The sequence below is a fragment of the Nocardia asteroides genome (assembly GCA_019930625.1).
GTDB lineage: Bacteria > Actinomycetota > Actinomycetes > Mycobacteriales > Mycobacteriaceae > Nocardia > Nocardia sputi.
Genome location: CP082844.1, coordinates 278,926 through 296,563 on the forward strand (window position 1 = coordinate 278,926; position 17,638 = coordinate 296,563).

General features: G+C 66.0%; 12 protein-coding genes. 1 reads left to right on the forward strand and 11 read right to left on the reverse strand.

Features of this window, described 5'->3' with window-relative positions; translation table 11 throughout:
• Positions 1-27: 27 nt before the first annotated feature.
• The 11 genes from K8O92_01320 to K8O92_01370 all read right to left on the reverse strand — a co-directional run bounded on the left by K8O92_01320 (position 28) and on the right by K8O92_01370 (position 16,296).
• Positions 28-1,314 carry a MinD/ParA family protein gene (locus tag K8O92_01320; protein UAK35370.1) on the reverse strand — a complete coding sequence of 429 codons (1,287 nt, stop codon included), beginning with the start codon at positions 1,312-1,314 and terminating at the stop codon, positions 28-30.
• 325 nt (positions 1,315-1,639) lie between these two features.
• Positions 1,640-2,470 (reverse strand): ESX secretion-associated protein EspG, encoded by an 831-nt coding sequence (locus K8O92_01325; GenBank protein ID UAK32704.1) that lies wholly within the window; start codon positions 2,468-2,470, stop codon positions 1,640-1,642.
• A 59-nt stretch (positions 2,471-2,529) separates the two neighbouring features.
• Positions 2,530-3,867, reverse strand: a complete 1,338-nt coding sequence (locus K8O92_01330) for a PPE domain-containing protein (GenBank protein UAK32705.1) — start codon at positions 3,865-3,867, stop codon at positions 2,530-2,532.
• 30 nt (positions 3,868-3,897) lie between these two features.
• A complete protein-coding gene (locus K8O92_01335) occupies positions 3,898-4,209 on the reverse strand; it encodes a PE domain-containing protein (protein ID UAK32706.1) in 312 nt (103 codons plus the stop codon).
• A gap of 425 nt (positions 4,210-4,634) precedes the next feature.
• Entirely contained in the window at positions 4,635-4,931 is a 297-nt protein-coding gene (locus tag K8O92_01340) for a hypothetical protein (protein ID UAK32707.1), read from the reverse strand.
• Between the two features lie 43 nt (positions 4,932-4,974).
• Positions 4,975-5,283, reverse strand: coding sequence for a hypothetical protein (locus tag K8O92_01345; GenBank protein ID UAK32708.1), 309 nt, complete (start codon positions 5,281-5,283; stop codon positions 4,975-4,977).
• Positions 5,284-5,685: 402 nt separating this feature from the next.
• Entirely contained in the window at positions 5,686-9,693 is a 4,008-nt protein-coding gene (gene eccCa / locus K8O92_01350; GenBank protein ID UAK32709.1) for a type VII secretion protein EccCa, read from the reverse strand.
• Complete coding sequence (gene eccB / locus K8O92_01355; GenBank protein ID UAK32710.1) at positions 9,693-11,243, reverse strand: type VII secretion protein EccB; 1,551 nt, start codon at positions 11,241-11,243, stop codon at positions 9,693-9,695. Before eccB ends, eccCa begins: the two co-directional genes overlap by 1 nt.
• A 104-nt stretch (positions 11,244-11,347) precedes the next feature.
• Positions 11,348-13,108, reverse strand: coding sequence for a type VII secretion AAA-ATPase EccA (gene eccA / locus K8O92_01360; protein ID UAK32711.1), 1,761 nt, complete (start codon positions 13,106-13,108; stop codon positions 11,348-11,350).
• Positions 13,109-13,647: 539 nt separating this feature from the next.
• Positions 13,648-15,315: a hypothetical protein gene (locus tag K8O92_01365; protein ID UAK32712.1), complete on the reverse strand. Its 1,668-nt coding sequence runs from the start codon at positions 15,313-15,315 to the stop codon at positions 13,648-13,650.
• 27 nt (positions 15,316-15,342) lie between these two features.
• A complete protein-coding gene (locus K8O92_01370; GenBank protein UAK32713.1) occupies positions 15,343-16,296 on the reverse strand; it encodes a C40 family peptidase in 954 nt (317 codons plus the stop codon).
• Between the two features lie 176 nt (positions 16,297-16,472).
• Here K8O92_01370 and K8O92_01375 point away from each other — a divergent pair, with 176 nt between their 5' ends.
• On the forward strand, positions 16,473-17,573 hold the full coding sequence (locus K8O92_01375) for a hypothetical protein (protein ID UAK32714.1): 1,101 nt from the start codon (positions 16,473-16,475) through the stop codon (positions 17,571-17,573).
• Positions 17,574-17,638 lie beyond the last annotated feature (65 nt).

Genomic DNA, 17,638 nt, shown 5'->3' on the forward strand with positions numbered 1-17,638 from the left:
CCTCGATCGCTCGCTCACTACGCTCGCTCATCGCCACCCTCCGCGGTCCCCGGAGTTGTCGGCGCCGCCGGAGAGGTATCCAGGGAATCCATCGGCCAGCCACGCGGCCAGCTCCTCGAACGCGAGCACGGTCTCCTTCTCCAGCAGCCGGAGGTCGATTTCGCCGCCTTCGGCCAGATGCGCGTCATAGGGCAGTACGCAGGTGGGGCGCTGCGCGGTCTCGAACAGCTTCTCGATCGCGTCCACGTCGACGGTCGGCTTCAGCGGCTGGTGGTGCACGATGCCGACGATCGACTTGGCGATCAAGTGTTGCAGGCCATGAGAACTCAGCCAGTTCAGGGTGGCCACCGCGCCGGTCACACCGCCCACCGTCGCCGGGGTGACGACCACGACGGCGTCGCTGGTCTGCAGCACCGTCGACGTCACCGAATCCAGCACACCGGTCCCGCAGTCCACCACCAGCAGGTTGAAGTGCTTGCGTAGCACCTCCACGGCGGTGCTGTACTCGCGGCCGGACAGCGCCTCGGTGGCCTCGGTCGACCAGGGCGAGGCGATCACGGCCAGGTCGGAGGAGTTGATCGAGGTGAACGACTGCACCGCGGAGAACGCGTCGAGGTTCTGCGACTGCGCCAGATCGCGCAGGGTCAGGCCGTAAGGGTGCCTGCAGGTGCGGGTCGACAAGTCGCCGAAGTCCGGGTTCGCGTCGATCGCGACCACCCGGTCCGGGCGCAGGCCCGCGAAGGTCGACCCGAGCGTCGCCGCGGTGGTGGTGCGGCCGACGCCGCCCTTCACACTGATCACCGCGATCTGATAGGTGGTGGTGAGCTGGCGTCGGATTCGCATCTTGCGGTCCTCGGCGCGCTGCTCGGCAGGCGAAAGCCCGAGATTGAAGCCGACTTTGTTGAGGGCACCGCGCATGCCGGTGCTGGAGCGCAGTTGCGCCCGCTTCGCGGCGGAGATGTCGGCGAGCAGGTCGATCGAGCTGAGCGCGGCGGGCAGCACCTCGATCCGCGGCGTCGGTTCATAGGCCGAGTGGTCGACGCGCTCGGGAACCCAGGGCGTCGCGGATCCGGACTGCCATTCGTCATTCGCGGATGCGGCATCGGTCCGCGCGATCGCCTGTGACACCCGGGCGGCCGCCTGCTCGGCGCGGTATTGCTCGGCGGACTGCTCATGTGCCGAATAATTTTGCGCCGCTTGCGGTGTGGCAGGCGGCGCTACGGAGTAGTCCGGCGGAGGCGTGCCCGCCGACGGCGGGGGCACATTCGACTGCGGAGGCGTGCTCGGCTGCGGAGGCGTGCTCGGCCGCGCCATCTGCGCATTCGCCTGCCGCGGCGGCACGCTGGCACTTGGTGGCGGCGTCACCGCGCCCTGCTGCGGGGAATGAGACTCGGATCCCCCAGTGGACGCCAGCGGCTCACGCGGCGGGCCGATCACGGGGTCGACGTGGGAGAACGCTTCGGCGTCCTGTCGGGTCTCGGGGGCGGGGCCCGGCGCGACAGCCGCGTCGGTCAGCTCGTTCGTCGGTGCGAAGTACGCGTCGTAACCGCCGCGAGCGCGCGCGGATTCGGCCGAATGACCGTTGATGCTCGGTGCTCGGTTCATTTCCGTCGTCCTCTCCACAACCACGGTCCGACGTTCAGTTCATTCTGCTGGTGTCGAACCAACTTCGGCCGGGCAGCAGGTCGATGAGCCCCCCGATGCCCGACCGCAAGGCCGCATCGTCGCCGGGGGCATATCTGGCCCACTTCCGTCCGTCCATCGCAACGCTCGGAGTCACGATGATCCGCCCTGACAGGGTATCCACCACGTGCACGGCGAATTCGGGCTTCGGCGAGCTGCCGTCGTGGTGCTCGATGATCACCACTTCCGCCCGTCGGACCACCTCGTCCAGCACCCGGCTCAACACGGCGGCGGCATGCGGTTCCGCACCGAGTTCCACCAGGGCACGACGGCGTTCGTCCTGGTCGTCGGGTATCTCACCGAATTGCTCCACCGTCGCGGTGACCGGCTCGAACCGCAGCACCGGCGCCGACCCGAGCGCGGTTGCTACGGCGGCCGACAACATATCGAGCTGGCGGTCCTGCTGGAACACCGACTGGATGACTACATGATCGTCGGAACGCACCGCGAGCACATGGGTCTCGCCCGCGCGCACCAGCGACATTCGCAGCATACCCTTCGGTTCGCCATCCAAGCCGGTGTCCAGGATTCGGACAGCCATTTCCACGTCCGCTCGGTAGAGACACATGAGCCAATGCTCGACGGCCGGGTGCACGCGACCGTCCTCGAGCACGCCCACTTCGGTGAGCTGCGCGGCGACTACGGAATGCACCCGATCCCGATCCTCGATGCGGTAGATATTCGGCAGGAGCGCCAATACGGGCGGATAGGAGTCGATGCCGACCAGATGCTGTAATAGCAGGGCGGCATCGACATTCAGGTCGATTGCGACTGGATCGTCTTCCACACCTTCCCCGAATGCATTGTGGTCATTTGTCTCGACTGGATATTCGACCTCGACGCGCGTCACCGGGGACGTTCCGCGGACGCGAGCACCGCTTCGTCTTCGTCTCGTTCGATGACGCCGACCGCGTGTGCCTCTTCGGGCGTCGGGTCGTCCCGGCCGTCACTGTCCACGTACTCGATGACCCCGATGACGGGGGGTTGCTCGAGTACCGGAACATCCTGAGGTTCGCCCGGTACGAAGACCTTCGAGGGCTTCGTCTCATCATCGCGACGTCGTCGCATTCGCGCCTTGGGCGCGACCGCACCGCGTGACGGCCCCGTCCGGCCCATCGGTCCGGACGCCGATTGTTGCGGCAAGGCGCCGAATGCCCTTCCGCTTCCTGGATTCCAGTTGGTGGGCATCCGGAATCCGGTCGAAGCGCCCGGCATAGCTCCCAGGCCGCCACGGGCCATATTGAGCGCGACGAGACTCCCGGCTCCACCACTCAAGGCGGCCAACGTCGGCGAATTCTGCGACGTGCCATAGAGCCAGGACTCGCCGGCTCCATCGCCCGTTCCCGAATCGCCGGACAACGCATTGGGATCCAACTGCTCGGAATTGGTGGCGGGGTTCGTCGTGTCCGCGGGTTGTGTCGTATCGGTTGGTTGTGTCGTATCGGTTGGTTGTGTCGTATCCGATGGTTGTGTCGTATCCGATGGCTGTGTCGAATCGGTGGGTGTCTTATCACCGCCCGATTCGGAGCCCTTATCGAGTCCAGTCGACCCTTCGTCCGTGGAGGTTTTAGTAAGACCGGAATCGGTGTGATCGGGCGGGTTGTCGAAAGACGCGTAATCCGTCTGCGGGCCCGGCCCTGGGCCGCCAGTAACAATGGGCGGCGCCTCGATCGGTGGCGGTATTGCGGCTAGCGTGGGCACCAACGCCCCAGCGTAAGCAGCCATTATCCCGAGGGCGGCCCCTCGGAGCGCGAGCAACTCGGCCTCGGCTTCCAGGAGCGCCGCGCCGCTCAGCGGACCGAAGCCGCCGCCGAGCGCGATGCCCTCCTGCAACCGGACCTGAGCGGTCTTGGCGGCGACCGCCGCCATTGCGGCCTTCGCCGCGGTGGCGATATCAGCCGCTCGGTCCAGCAACTCGCCTGTGGCCTCGGCCACCGCGGCTTGCTCACGCAACCATACCGAATGTTTACGGAACGCCGCCTGCGCCTGGTCGGAGGTAAGCGCTTGGAACGTCCCGCCCATCTGCAGCATTGAGCTGTCGGTGCTGGCCGCGGCAGTGTTCAAGTGCGCGGCCATAGCCTGATAAGCCTTCGCGGTCAACCGCGTCGTGGTGACCCCATCGCCGGCGAGCAGCGGGGCGATAATCGCCTCCGGCCCCAACGCGCCGAGTACGACAGCAAGCATGTCATCAGCTTTCGCTCGGGCTGTCCGCGCCTAGAATGCCGCTGCTCTGCTGAGCACCTGGCCACCGCCGGCCGCGTCACCGGCAGCGAAGGCGACCCCGACCTCCGGTAGGGCGACCGCACCTTCGCTCCTCACAAAGACCCCCTTTGCCGTGGCAGGGAAGAACAACCCCGCTTGCTTAGCGCACGCGGCGGGAATGAGTGCGCTCACGTCATCGAGACCCGGCGGGGCCGGGACAGCGACGGGAGCGGCAGCACCGAGCATCAACAGCAAGTCCTCCGCGCTGACGCCGAGTTGGGAAGCGATAACCGGGAGATGATCCGGATCAACTGCGAGATGCATGGAAGTCTCCTAACAACTGGTACACACTCTTGACGAGTAGTACGTCGACATCGAGCGGTGCAATCAGAACGTTAAGCTATTCCCAGCAGTGGTGATATGGGACGAAACCCGCAGTCATTACATCGGCCGTGTTGCCGCCGCCTGCAGAGATCCGCTGGAGGCGTTGCGAATGAGGCGAACGTCACGTGACACGAGCTCTCGGCGTTGGCCGCAAACGCGTACCGGAGGACATCCCGGACATCCGATCGCCCTCGACGAAGTCGATGTGAGCGAACTCGTCGAGGGCGACAGCGGATATTGATCAGTCTCGGCTGGACCACTCGGCAGCAACCGAGCACCGTGACCACGTTCGATCGACCGTCACCGGACCGGCCCGCTCGGGCGGGATCACGGGCCTACCGGGGGGACGACGAACCACGGAGCGGCTAGAGGATCTGAGAGAACCGCATGGCCTGGCCCTGATCCACAACGCGGAACTGGCCGTCGATGCCCGACACTTGTTTGGTCGCCGCCTTGAGCTGCACCAGCGCGGCGTTGTACTCGTCGATCAACTTGTGAATGGCATTCTGCAGTTCGCCGTTCGAGCTACCTGCGTCACCTCGAAAGTTCTGCTCCAGCAACCTGGCCAGCGTGTTCCGCTCACCCGCGTCGACCGACATGTCGGTGAGCACTTTGTCGGTGCGGACCACCAGACCCTCGACGGCATCGTAATCATTCTTCATTATCCGAGACCTTTCCCGATTGTTTTCTGGTGCAGATCAGGCATCAGAAATTGAGGTTGTATTTGTTGACCTGCGCCGCGTTCTCTTGGTCCTGGCTGTCGAAGGTCGCGCCGGCGATATTCAGAGCGTCGACGATTTCCATGAACTTCTTGTGCAGCTGCCCCCCCTTGTCGAGGGCACCCTGCATCGCCTGCTGGATCGCAGTTCCGGTCGCGCCTTCGACAGCGGGCGCATATTCCATCTTGATGCCCTCGAGAATACCCATGTGGTTCTTGAAGGTGTCGGCGTGCATGAAGAACTTCTTGGCGACATTGTCGATGTCTGCTCGGTCGCCGGTGAAGCCAATGGGCATATCTGTTCCTATCCTAGACGGCGTTTACCTTGCCTCGGACGGATTCGCCGAGGACGTTGACGGGGCGTGCGTGTCTCGCGATCGTCGATATCCGGCTCGGCCATCGACGTCCTCGACCACACCGATTGCAGCGAGTTTCTCCAGTACCGGCACCTCCTGGGTTACTCCGGGAACGTACAGCGCCGCCGGACAGAGGATTTCCAGTTGTTCCGGTAGCGTCTCGCGTGCGTGGCGATGGCGCCATCCGCCTGGGCTCGGTCACCGCGCCGCACATCCGGCGGCGCGATGCCTTGATCCGGGAGTGCCATGGTGAGACTCCAATCGAGCGTGACTACCAGCTCGGATCGAGCGGCTGCTAAGAAAAACGGTAATTCATTCCCAACCTTGGGATGAATGCTGAGGTCAGATCTGCTGGGGCACCCAGGCCACCTGGACAAGATCCCGGCGAGAACTCATCGGCTCCACGTAGATTCCCCGGCCCGGCGGCTGCTTGGTGGGTCGCACGTCGCCGACCAGGATCCCGTCGAGCTTCGAGCCGTCCATGATGAGACCCGAGGAATTGAGATTCTTCATCTGGCCGATCACGTTGTCGTACAACGCCGTGTCCGCTTGCGCGATGTTGCGCGCCGCGATGACGTGCAAGCCGGTATCCCGACCGTCGACAATGATCTCCTTCAACGGTTCCAGCGGATTCAGCGCGCCACGCTGCGCCACCATGTGGTAATCGTCGATCACGACGAAGACCTCGGGTCCGGTCCACCAGGACCGCTCCGCGAGCTGCCGGGTGGTCACGTTCTCCGGTGGTCGCCGCGAGCGCATCTTCTCCACCAGGGCAGGCAGCGCATCGCGTACATCGCGCTCGTTGGTCACATGTCCGATAAGCATCTCCGGCGGCACCGTCTCCAGATGCCTGCGCCGGTAGTCGATCAGCAGTACGCGCGCCTGTGAGGGGTCGTACTGATGCTGGATGGACGCCAGCAGGGCAGCCAACATGGTGGACTTCCCGGATCCGGTCGAGCCGAGCACGATGAAATGCGTCGACACACTGAAATCGATTGTCGCGGGCCGCAAATCGGATTCCCGGAGACCGAACGGCACGACGAGACGCTGCGCGAGCGTCTGCGGCACCGGCCATCCCGCGCGCACCTCGTCGAGGCCCACCTGCGGCGGCAGCAGTTTCACCTGCGGCGCGCGACGGCCAGGGTAGCGCTGTGCGACCTCGGCGGACGCCGCGGCGAGACCCTCCGCGGCCGATTCCGCCTCGCCCGCGCCGTCGATGCGCGGCAACGCCGTGAGCATGTGCAGGCCATCGGTCGAGATGCATCGGCCCGGCCGATTGGCGGGGATCGCCGCGACCACATTGCGGTGGGCGTTGAAAGTCGTATCGGCCAAATCTCCCAGACGCATCTCGAGGCGTGTCTGCATCAGGTCCTTGATCGCGGGGCGGATGGCGATCCAGCGTGAACTGCTCACCACCAAGTGAATGCCGTAGTTCAGGCCCTGCAGCGCGATCGATTCCATGATCGGGGTGTACTCGTCGTAGTACGGGCCGTTCATACCGAACCCGACGTCCCACCCGTCGATCACCAAGAAGACATCGCCGTAGGGATCGCGGTCCAGCCACGGTGCGGTGCCGCCCCCATCGCGCATCGTACGGAACTTCCGGATGCTATCGATGCCGAACTCGGTGAACATCGACTGCCTGCTCTCGAGCAGGCTGGTCACCAACGCGATCGTGCGCCGGATTCGGTCGCCGTCGCGGGCCGCGGCGACCGATCCCACGTGCGGCAGGTTCGCCAATATCGACAACCCGCCACCGGAGAAGTCCAGACAGTAGAACTGCACCTGTTCCGGCGTGTGGGTCAGCGCCGCGGACAGGATGAACGACTGCAGCGCCGTGGATTTGCCGGACTGCGTGCCGCCGACGATGGCCATATGTCCACCGCCGCCGGACATGTCCACCGACCAGACGTCCTGACGCTGTTGGCGCGGCTTGTCCACCAGAGCCAACGGCATCTGCAACGCGCCCTGGGGAACCGCGCGGATCATCCGCTCCAGGGTGGGCGGCGTGGTCAGCGGTGGGAGCCACATCTTATGAGCGGGGTTCCCGTGCCGGGCCAGTTGCTGCAACACCGCTTCCATCACGGTGATCGACTCACCGTCGGCGACCTCGGCCGCCTCTTGGACGACCACCGGCTCGACCACCGCGGGCCGGGTGTCGACGATGTGGCCCGCGGTGAAACGCTGCGGCGGCCGGTAACCGCCACCGGGCCGGCGCGCACGCTGCGCGGAGGCCGCGGACACCTGCGCAGGCGGCGAGTACTTCTCGCCCACATACGCGGCCTGGAACCGCTGGAGGTCACCGGAACCGACCCGCAGGTAACCCGAACCCGGCTTCTTCGGCAGGTGGTAGGCGTCCGCGGTGCCGATCGCATCGCGTGAGTCACTGGTCTGGTTGGTGCGCAACGCGATTCGATAGGAGAGGTGCGCTTCCAGCTCGCCCATTCGGTTGGCGGGCACCTTCTGCGACGACAGCAGCAGGTGAATTCGCAGTGATCGACCCAGTCGGCCGATGGCCACGAAGAGTTTCGAGAAGTTCGGGTATTGCTCGAGCAGTTCGGCGAACTCGTCCAGGATGATCAGCAGGGTGGGCAGCGGTCGCAGATCCGCGCCCTGTTCCCTGGCGCGCTCGTAATCGGCGACGCTGGCGAAATTGCCCGCGTCGCGCAGGATTCGTTGCCGCCGCGCCATTTCACCGTTGATGACGTCTTCCATACGGGTGACGAGGTCGGCTTCTTCCTCCATATTCGTCACGACGGCCGTCACGTGTGACAGCCGGTCGAAGCCGAGGAAGGTCGCGCCACCCTTGAAGTCGACGAGCAGCAGGTTCAGCACATCCGGTGAATGCGTCGCGACCGCCGAAAGCACCAGGGTTCGCAAGAATTCCGACTTGCCGGATCCGGTGGCGCCGATGCACATTCCGTGCGGACCCATGCCTTCTTCGGCCGATTCCTTGATATCGAGATAGACGACACTGCCGGCCGGATCATGACCGAACGGGATGTTCAGGCGCGCCCGATCCTCGTCGCGGCGGCGGATCCACGCTTGCTCGACGCGGATCGCGCCGGGATCGGCGATGCCGACCATTTCCTCCCACGATGTGCCACCGCTGGCTTGCTCGGCGGCCACCGCCTCCACCACCGTGGACAAGCGATACGGTGAAAGGCTGCGTGCCATCGCCGTCATCGCTGCCGCGGACAGCGAGTCGGCGACACCGACGCGCCGCAACCCGCGCGGACTCACCTCGTTCAGCGACCGGTCCTCGCTCACCGTGAAACGCAGCGCACGCGGAAGATTCTGCTCGGTGGCGCCCAGCCTCAACCATGTGCAGCCGTCGATGCCGGAGATGTCGCGGTCGGTCGCAGGCCCGCCGACGTCGACGATCAGCAGATAATGCGTGCGATCCAGGGTGGGCTGCGAATTCGCCGAGAACGGACCGCGATTGAGCCCGGCGAGCACTTTGGTGCGCAACTCGGCGACGGTGCGGTAGACCATCCGGCTCGGGCCTATCGCATCGGTGTCGCTCGGATGCTGGGCGTGTGGCAGCCATTTCAGCCAGGACCATTCCGGCGCGTCCGGGTCGGACAGCACCGCCGCGACCGCCACCTGGTCCGGGCCGTGCAGCACCGCGACCTCGGCGATCATCGCGCGAATCAGCCCGGCCACCAACTGCTCGTCACCATCGATACCGACCTGCGGCGCCGACAGCAGATTTATCGCGACCGGCATACCGCCGACCGTCGAATATGCCTTGGCGAACCTGGTCAGTTCGACGACACCGACCGGGTCGAGATCGGCCGTGGGCGCCGCTTCCGGGACGATGACGCGCACTTGATTGGCGATGCGTCCACGGCCGATTCGCACGCGCAGGAACTGCGGACTCGCGACCTGCACCTCCCACATCCGCTTGCCGCCGATGAGTCTGGCGATCTCATCGGGGCCGGGATGGGTGTAGCGCAGGAACGCGTACAGCTCGGCTTCTGCCCCGTGCACCGTCTTGCGGTTGTCGGTGATGCTACGCAAGTAGTCTTTGCGTTCCTCGTTGAGGCTGGCGGCGCCGCCGGAGCCGTTGCCAGCGAAGGCGCCGCCCATCATGCCGAACATCGACACCATCATCATGGCGGGGAACATCAGCATCATCGGATTCATTGCTCCGCCGCCGCGGAACATCATGACCATCATTCCGGCCATGGCCGCCACCATGACCACGGGCATGATCATTCGCAGCCGCGACGGTGGAACCGGTTTGGGCAGCTCGGTGGGTGGCTGCAACCGCAACTCGGTCACGGCGGGAGCTTTGGGACCGCGCACCATCCGCGCGGGTCGCACGAAGCGACGAGTGCTGGTCACTACGAACCACCGAGCCCGGCGACGATCTTGTTGTTCGGGATACCGTCGTGCTGGATGCGAGCGTCCTTCTGGGAAAGAGGGGGGCCGACCGCGAACAGGGCGATGATGCTCCACGGCGCGGGGACCGGCGCCCGCAGCCCCAGCGCGGTCAAGGTGGGATCGCCGGTGCCACCGCTCGGATCGGTGACCACGCCGTAGCGGACGCCGCTGTCGGAAACCCAGTAGAGCGATTCCCGCAGCGGCGAGCCCGGTTCGCTGCCGGTGACCTGTACGAAACGGCCGGTGTCCCGGGGCAGATAGGCCGCATCGGCGGTCGTGCCGCGCGAGGCGGCCGAGGTCACCAGATCCACCGCACGGTTCTGCTCCTCCTGCTTGAGCGGCAACTGCCTGCCCACCAGCAGCTCGGTGGTCGCGTTCGGATCATTCCCGGACCGCGACCAATGCAAGCAGGTCACGCCGGATCGTTCGGGTTCGACCAGCCGAATAGGCCGGGTCGGGTAACTCGCGGTGCCCGGCCACTGTCCTGGGCGGAGATTCGCAGCGATCACGTCGGGTCCGACAGTCCGGGTGGATACCGCGCCTTGGGAGTCCGCATTGCGAACCATCGCCGCCAACACGGCGCTGATCCGCACCAGCCCCGACTGTGAGACGAGATAGTACGAAACCCCTTGGTCCGGCGTCGACACGGTGAGTACCGACCCGACCGGCGTGGTGAATCCGTTGTTGAGGGTGATCGACTCGCCCTTACCGGGTACGTCGGGTACTCGCAGGGGCGGTGCCTCGGGGATCGCGTTGACCAATCCCTTCGACGCCGCCATCACCGGGGCGGTCGAGTCGATGCCGAGCGCCATGGCCACCGCGGTGCTGGCGAGGTCGATGGAGGCGCGCACCACGCCCTTCTCGGCGTCGCCGTAGACCAGCCAGGTCGTGGTGTCGTCGCGCAGCAGTCGGGCCTCGTTATCGACCAATAGGCGGATGGCCTCACCGTCGACGGTGAGTGGGCCGCCGATCGCGGTCGTCCGCACAGCGGAGCGGCTCACGGTCGGCAGACCGGTCGCCGGGTTGACCGGCGCCGCCGCACCGGTCCTCGCCGTGTCGCACACCGTCCACGACGAATCCCTCTCGTCGGTGTCGGCGATATTGCCGGGCGCTCCTGGAATGCCGACCCATGGTCCGCGCGGATACTTCGACAGCTCGTCCCGGGAAACCTGCACCGGCTTATCGGGGGACCCTACGATCAGCCGAGCCGAGGTGAGATTCAGCGCGGGGAACAGCCGGTTGTTCAGACGCACGAACAAAGCACCGGTGTCCTTCTCCGCCACGATCTTCGAGTCCCCGACCTTCTTGGCCGGTTTGAAGAATGCCAGCACGGCGGCGCCCGCGATGATCACGCATGCCAGCGCGATGCCGATCGCGAGCGCGGTGGACCGACCGCGCTGCGGGTCATCGATCATCGACGCGTCTCGACGGACGAGCGCGTGCTCGATCCGGCGCAGCAGAAATCGCCAGCCAGAGATCTGGTGTTTGGTCACAACCCGGAAGCGCGCCACCGACTATCGTTCCTTCCGCCGCCCTGCTGCCACAGCGCGACCACCGGTCACATCGTGGCTACGACCTTCATTCCAGCATCGGGAATACTGGATCAGCGGACGCCTCACACCCGCGTGCTCGGCGCCAGACCCTCCAGTGCCGCGGTGACGTCGAACGCGTCGATCGTCATGAGTTCCTCATCGGTCATCGCGGCGATGTCGACGTTTTCCCTGGTGAAGCGGTAGTCACGCTCGGCTTCGGCGGCCTCGACCACGTTGCGGACGAAGCGGCCGTTGCCTGCCAGGTCGATCAGCCGACGACCGTTCTTGGTCTGTCCCGCCAATTCCTCACACCGCAGCCGCAGCACCTCGCGCGCCTGCTCGGACAGTATCGAATCCTTCTTCTGCGCGATGTGCTCGGCGATCTGCACCAGTTCATCGGCGTCGTAGCTGGCGAAACGGATGCGCTTGGTGAAACGGGAGGCCAGACCGTCGTTGGACGCGAGGAACCGGTCGATCTGGTCCTCGTATCCGGCGATGATCACGACGAGCTTGTCGCGGTCGTTCTCCATCCGGGCCAGCAGCGTGTCGACCGCTTCCTTGCCGAACGCGTCCCCGCCGGAAAGGCCTTCCTGGATCAGCGTGTACGCCTCGTCGATGAACAGCACACCGCCGAGCGCCGAGTCGATCAGCGCGTTGGTCTTGGGCGCCGTGTGACCCAGATGGGTGCCGACCATGTCATTGCGGGATACCTCGATGACGTCGGCGTTCTCGACGACGCCCAGGCCGGCGAAGATCTTGGCGATCACGCGAGCGATGGTCGTCTTACCCGTGCCGGGAGGACCGGAGAAAATCAGGTGCTGCGATTTCGAATCCACGGCGAGGCCGCGCTTGGCGCGAACCTGGTCCATCAGCACACCGGACTTGAGCCGGTCGACCTGCTCTTTGACCGAATCCATGCCGATCTGCGCCTGCAGCAGATCCGAAGCCTCCGTAAGGAGACTCTCACGTTCGGCGCGGGCCGCGTTGGCGGCCGCTTCGCGGGGGTCGTCACCCGTCTTCGGGTCCCACTTGTTCGTCCGGGAGGCGATGAGTTCGGCGGTGGCGACCTCGAACCGGTAGGACTTGTCCCGGACGGCGCGCTGCCATTCCTCGCGCTCGGGCCACAGCGCCGATCCTTGCAGTCCGTTGAGGATCTTGTCGGCGGCGTCGTGATCGCCGTTGTGCCGCATCAGCATGCCGAGCAGGAAGTGGGCATCGGCCCAGATGTAGGACAGATTGCCCGACGAGCTGTCCTCCACGATCCGCTGCGCGCGTGGCATGGCCTCACCGAAGCGCCCGAGGTGCGCCAGCGACTGGGCGGCCATCAGCTCGGCGGCGATATCCAGCAGGCCGTCTTCCAGCACCGGCCGCGCCGTGCGCGCGGCGAGCACCTCCGGCCACTGCTTCGTCCGGAAGAACAGCGACATGCGCACGAAATCCGCGACATCGTCGCTGGGGACCTCATCGAGAATCGCCGCCGCTTCCTGCCATTCACCGCCTTCGGCATACGAGCAAGCCTGCGCAATCGCGATCTGGTCGCGATCGGCCATCGCGACACGCAGCCCGTACATGCCGATTTCGACCTGGCACCACAGGGCGCGGTCTACCAGACCCGCTCGCTGCTGGTCGCGATAGAGGTTGTGCACCGACCGATAGGCACCGTAGATCACCTCAGAGGTGACCTCCCCCGCCATAGCGCGCCCGAGCCAGGCATCGCACATGTCCGGGTCGAGGTCGGTGGCGGCCCGAAACGCCGCCGCCGCGTGCTGTTCGTTGCGCACGCCACCGGCGACCAACCCAAGATTCTGAACACCCGTGTAGAACGCGTCCTCGGCCGCTGACACTCGGACTTCCCTTCCGCCGAACTAGCCTGCTCGAACGATAGATTCCGGTGGTCACGCTCAGGACTCGACGCCTTCCCAACTATGGGAAGTGGCCCCGGCGGCGGCGCACCCCAGTTCCGGCCCATCGACATGCCAATTTTGAACGTGCCGTCAGTTAACGGTATGTTTACTTCGGGGTCGGCGATCATCCCCCTGCAGACGACCCTTCGGCGGCGGCTGGCCAGCCGCGATCCGGTTCCTCCAGCCGCCGCACAAGCAGGTCACCGAACCTTCCGAAAATTTCTTGCCGCTATTTAGGTGCACACTATTGAACGTTCCGACAGAAGAGGGTACTGTCTGAACACAGATCGCCGGTCCCTCATCCCGACGATCTGAACCCAAAGCAGCGGCCGGTGGCACCGGCAGGTCACCGGCCGTTGTGGGGGTAGGAGACCCGAGGTGTACAGAAACCTCCGGGTTGCCGACTACGTTTACCACTCTCACGGACTTCGACTTCGAGACCCGTTCCCGCCGCTGGGAACGGGTCTTTTTCGCGTGCCCTACCGGGCGGTGGATCGCGCCTCCCCAGCCTGGGGACCGAGTGAGTTCATGCGATCGGAAGGCGGGGCCGTGACCGTCGAAGGCGCAGGCTGCGCGTGACCCGGACCGGCGTTCTCTGCGCTGCCCGTTTCGGTGTCCTTCTCCCGTATCGCGGGCAGCGGGGGCCGATCGACGACGGGAGCGTGCACCACGGCGGGAACCTCGCGGGCGCGGCGCGCTGCGGCCCATGGCGTGACCGCGGGCCGACGCCCTTTCCGAGCGACCTTCCCCGGACGTTCGGCTCTGAGCGGCAGGGCATTCGAGGTAGCCGACTGCTCCCCGGTGCGCCTCCAAGGGGTGGTCGCAGCCCCTGTGCTCTGCTGCGGGATGGGCGCGGCGCCCAGTGGTCCGCCCTGAATCGAGCCCTCGACCGCCGGGTACCCCGCGAGCGAGGCGGATTCGGCTGCCGAGCCGGGCCGGTGGATCCCCGTCTCATGCGCCGACCTCACCGAATCGTCGACTCCCGCACGAGGGGCCGCCACTGTTCCGCTGTCGGAAGCGGCGACCGCGGACACCGAATGCGGAGTCCCGGTTCCCGGCGGTCGTCCCGCCGCATCCGCAGCCGGGCTGTTCGGAATCCCACCCGACACCGGCGCGTTTCGCGCGGCGTCCGTGATCGAGTTGCGGTGCTCCGCCGCCGCCCGCGGAGCCGACGAGTCCATGGCGCCGTTCCGTGCACCCGGATCGCCCGCGACGCCAGCAGCCTTCTCCCCCGCGCCGGCCGCGTTCGCGGCAACCGGGACGCGCGCGTCGTGGGGGTTGTCGGCGGAGTCGCTCGGCCGGACCGGAGGGTTCGGATCGACCCGTGACTCGAAGTGATCACGCGGGCGCAACGCGGCTTCGCCGACGGGTGCGGTGGGACCGACAGGCGGCTTCGCGTCCGGCACAGCCGAGTACTCGGTGGGGTCGATTCGCGATCGCGTGGTGAAGTCGAGTGTCGACACGTTTTCGGCGAACGTCGCCGCGTGCTGCAAGATGTCGTCGGCGTGGTCGTCGAGCACCTTGGCGAAGTGCTGCACCGCGTCGGGCTCCATGTGCAACGGCGGGGGCCGGCCCGAGGACGGGACATCGAGCGCATCGCGAGTGGCGTCGTAGACGACGCCTTTGACCATGTCTTCGATGGCCTGCTCGAGCGGTTCGATCGCCTTGCCGATGACCTCGGCGATGATGTAGCCGATCAGGTACTGCGACATCTCCTCGCACAGCCTGCGCGCCGCGGCGGCCACCAAGGGCGCGGAAGGCGCGAGCGGTGGTGTCAGCAGGATCGAGGTATAGGCCGCGGCCAGCGCGGCGAGTTCGGCCAGCACGACGACCTTCACCACAGTGATGACCGTCGCCGCCGCGTCGAGTGCCTGCCCGACGATCTCGCACGCACTGTCGAGTTGCCGCATGTGGGTGGCGCTCATGCCCGCCCAGGTAGCGAGCAGCTGCTGATACGACTCGCCCGAATAGAAGTCGCCCATCTGATTGATCACGCCGGTAGCCGAGGCGTGTGTTTCCTGCACCTGTTCGGCGAAGGATCGGACGTACTCGGCAAGGGCGCGCACATCGTCTTCGTTGATGTCCGGGTAGGGGACGCCGCATAGGTTCAGGAAGAACGCGACCTCGCTGGGAAGGTCTATGGCCACGCCGTGTTCCTCCCCATGGTCACCCTGTCACAGCACTCGCACGACGACGGAGTTGCTGTCCATGCGTGACCACTTCACCACCGAGCCGGTGTACGGCGCCTCTATGACCATGCCGTTGCCTGCGGCGAGCTGCACGTGCTCCGGTCCTCTGGTGCTGAAGGATGAGCCAGGAAACACCAGGTCTCCAGCACGTACGTCGTCCGGGTGCACCCGAACCCCGCTGTAGATCTGCTCGTATGTAGTGCGGGGCAGCACCACTTCACCGTTACTGGCCTGGGCGATCGCGTACTGTGTCAGGCCCGAGCAGTCGAAGCCGCCGCCACTCGGGCCACCAGCGCCGCCGCCGCCCCAGACATAGTCCGTGCCTAGCCATTTGCTGGCGGCCAGCACCGCGTTCCCGCCCTTCGTCCCGTCCGAGCGCACCATGCCGTCGCGGCGCAGCCGAGAAGCGGACCTGGACCTAGCCCTGGACCTGGTACGCCGCCGCCTGCGCGGCACGCCGCCGTGCCTGGCCTGCCGGGTCGGCGGCGTCGCGGGCGGCATGATCTGCGAGGCTTGCTGCCGCGCGGCTGCGACGTCGGCATCGACCTGCTTCGTGGCATTGGAGATGGTGGTCTGCGCGGCAGCGAGCAGTGCGGGACCGCTGAATCGGGTATCGCCCACCGAGGCGATCGCCTGCATGCGGGCCTGGAAGTCCGCGATGTGGTTGGTCAGGCGGCCACGGCCGTTGACCGTTCCGTCGCCGGACTCGCCCACGGCTTTGCTGACGATGCTGTCCTTGCCCGCATGCGATTCCGCGATCGACAGCTGCATCCCCTGCGCCTCGCCGTATCGTAACGCCACCGCCCCGGAATGAGCACGCATGTCAGCGGCGATCGCCTGGGTCACGCTCGCCGCCTGGCCGGCGGGCTGACCGTCGCCATATAGGGCGACCAGCGATCGAAGTACTCCGTCCAGGTCGTCAGTCAGTGCAGGTGCCATTCGACCGACTCGCCATCGCTCATCACCGACCGCCTCTCACACTTTTCAGCTATTGTGTCGTCTCCACCGGATCGGTCGTATTCCCATTCATGGGTGGGTAATCGAACTATGGACTACTTCCCAAGTTTGAGAAGCCGGGACAATGGGTGTGACTTCTGAGAGGCGGTGGCGACGGTATGGCACCAATTGCGGCGGATACCACAGCGAAGAAGGCGTCGGTGCTGGCGTCCACCCCCCTGGCCAGTGCGGCTGCCGAAGCCAAGCATTTCTGGTTGGTCGACTTGCATTGCCCACCCGGTGCCTCGGAAGGGTTGCGTGCCTTCATCGCATTGGCGGACACCGCCATTCAGACCGCGGTAGATCTGCTCGGCCGCGGCATGACGACTCCCCCGCCGAAAGTCGACGACCTGCTCAAGCCCGCGATCTACGAAACTCTCGGTAAAGGCGAGGCGGACGACGAATACCGCAAGACCATCGACAAAGTCGAGGCCAGGCAGCTGAAGCTGTTGCAGATGGACGATCAGGTCGTCAAGACCTCCGTCACGGTAGCCGCCGAACAAGTTCAGGCCCTGCGCTCCATCAAAACCATCGTGACCGAACTCAACGCCAAGCTGAAGGCGGCGGGCACCGCCAAACTCAAGCCCGCGCAGGAGCTTCCCCTGCTCAAGGCGGTCGCCGCCGCCGTGGAAGCGGTCTACGACAAGGTCACCGCGATCGCCGACCTCAACGAGGACATGGCTAACGGCGGTGGAAAGAACAACTCCGGTGGCGGCCAGGCCGGCGGGGGTGGCGGCGCGACCGGCGGTGGCGGTGGAGGCGGCGATATAGCGAGTAGCTTGGCCTCCCTGCTTCCGATGCTCGCGATGCTGCCGATGGCGGCGATGCCGCTGGTCCAGCAGATACCGGAAATGATGCAGAAAGCCGAAGAGGACAAGGCCAAGAAGGCCGAGGAGAACCGGAACAACGGCGCTCCCGGACAACCTGGCCAGACTCCGCCGGCCAACCAGAACGCAGCCACCGTGCCGCCCCCGGGGAATCCGAATGCTCAACCGGCCGCCCCGCAGCCCGGCGACCCCAATGCGGCTCCGGCTGCGAATACCGCGCCGCCCGGCGAGCAAAACGCGGCTCCCGCAGTTGCCTCGGTGCCCGGTGTGATCCCGGCTCGGCGGACCAGAGACGGCTCGCCGACCGATCGGCCGGGTCGAGGAGATGCCCCGCAGGATGCAGCCGTCGATGACGAAGTGGACCAAGAGGCAGGTCAAGTCATCGAGGCGTAGCCGTATCGAACGGCTGAGCGGACGGCCCGCAGGGGCGTTAGCACGTTACGCGAAGTCTGCGCCGA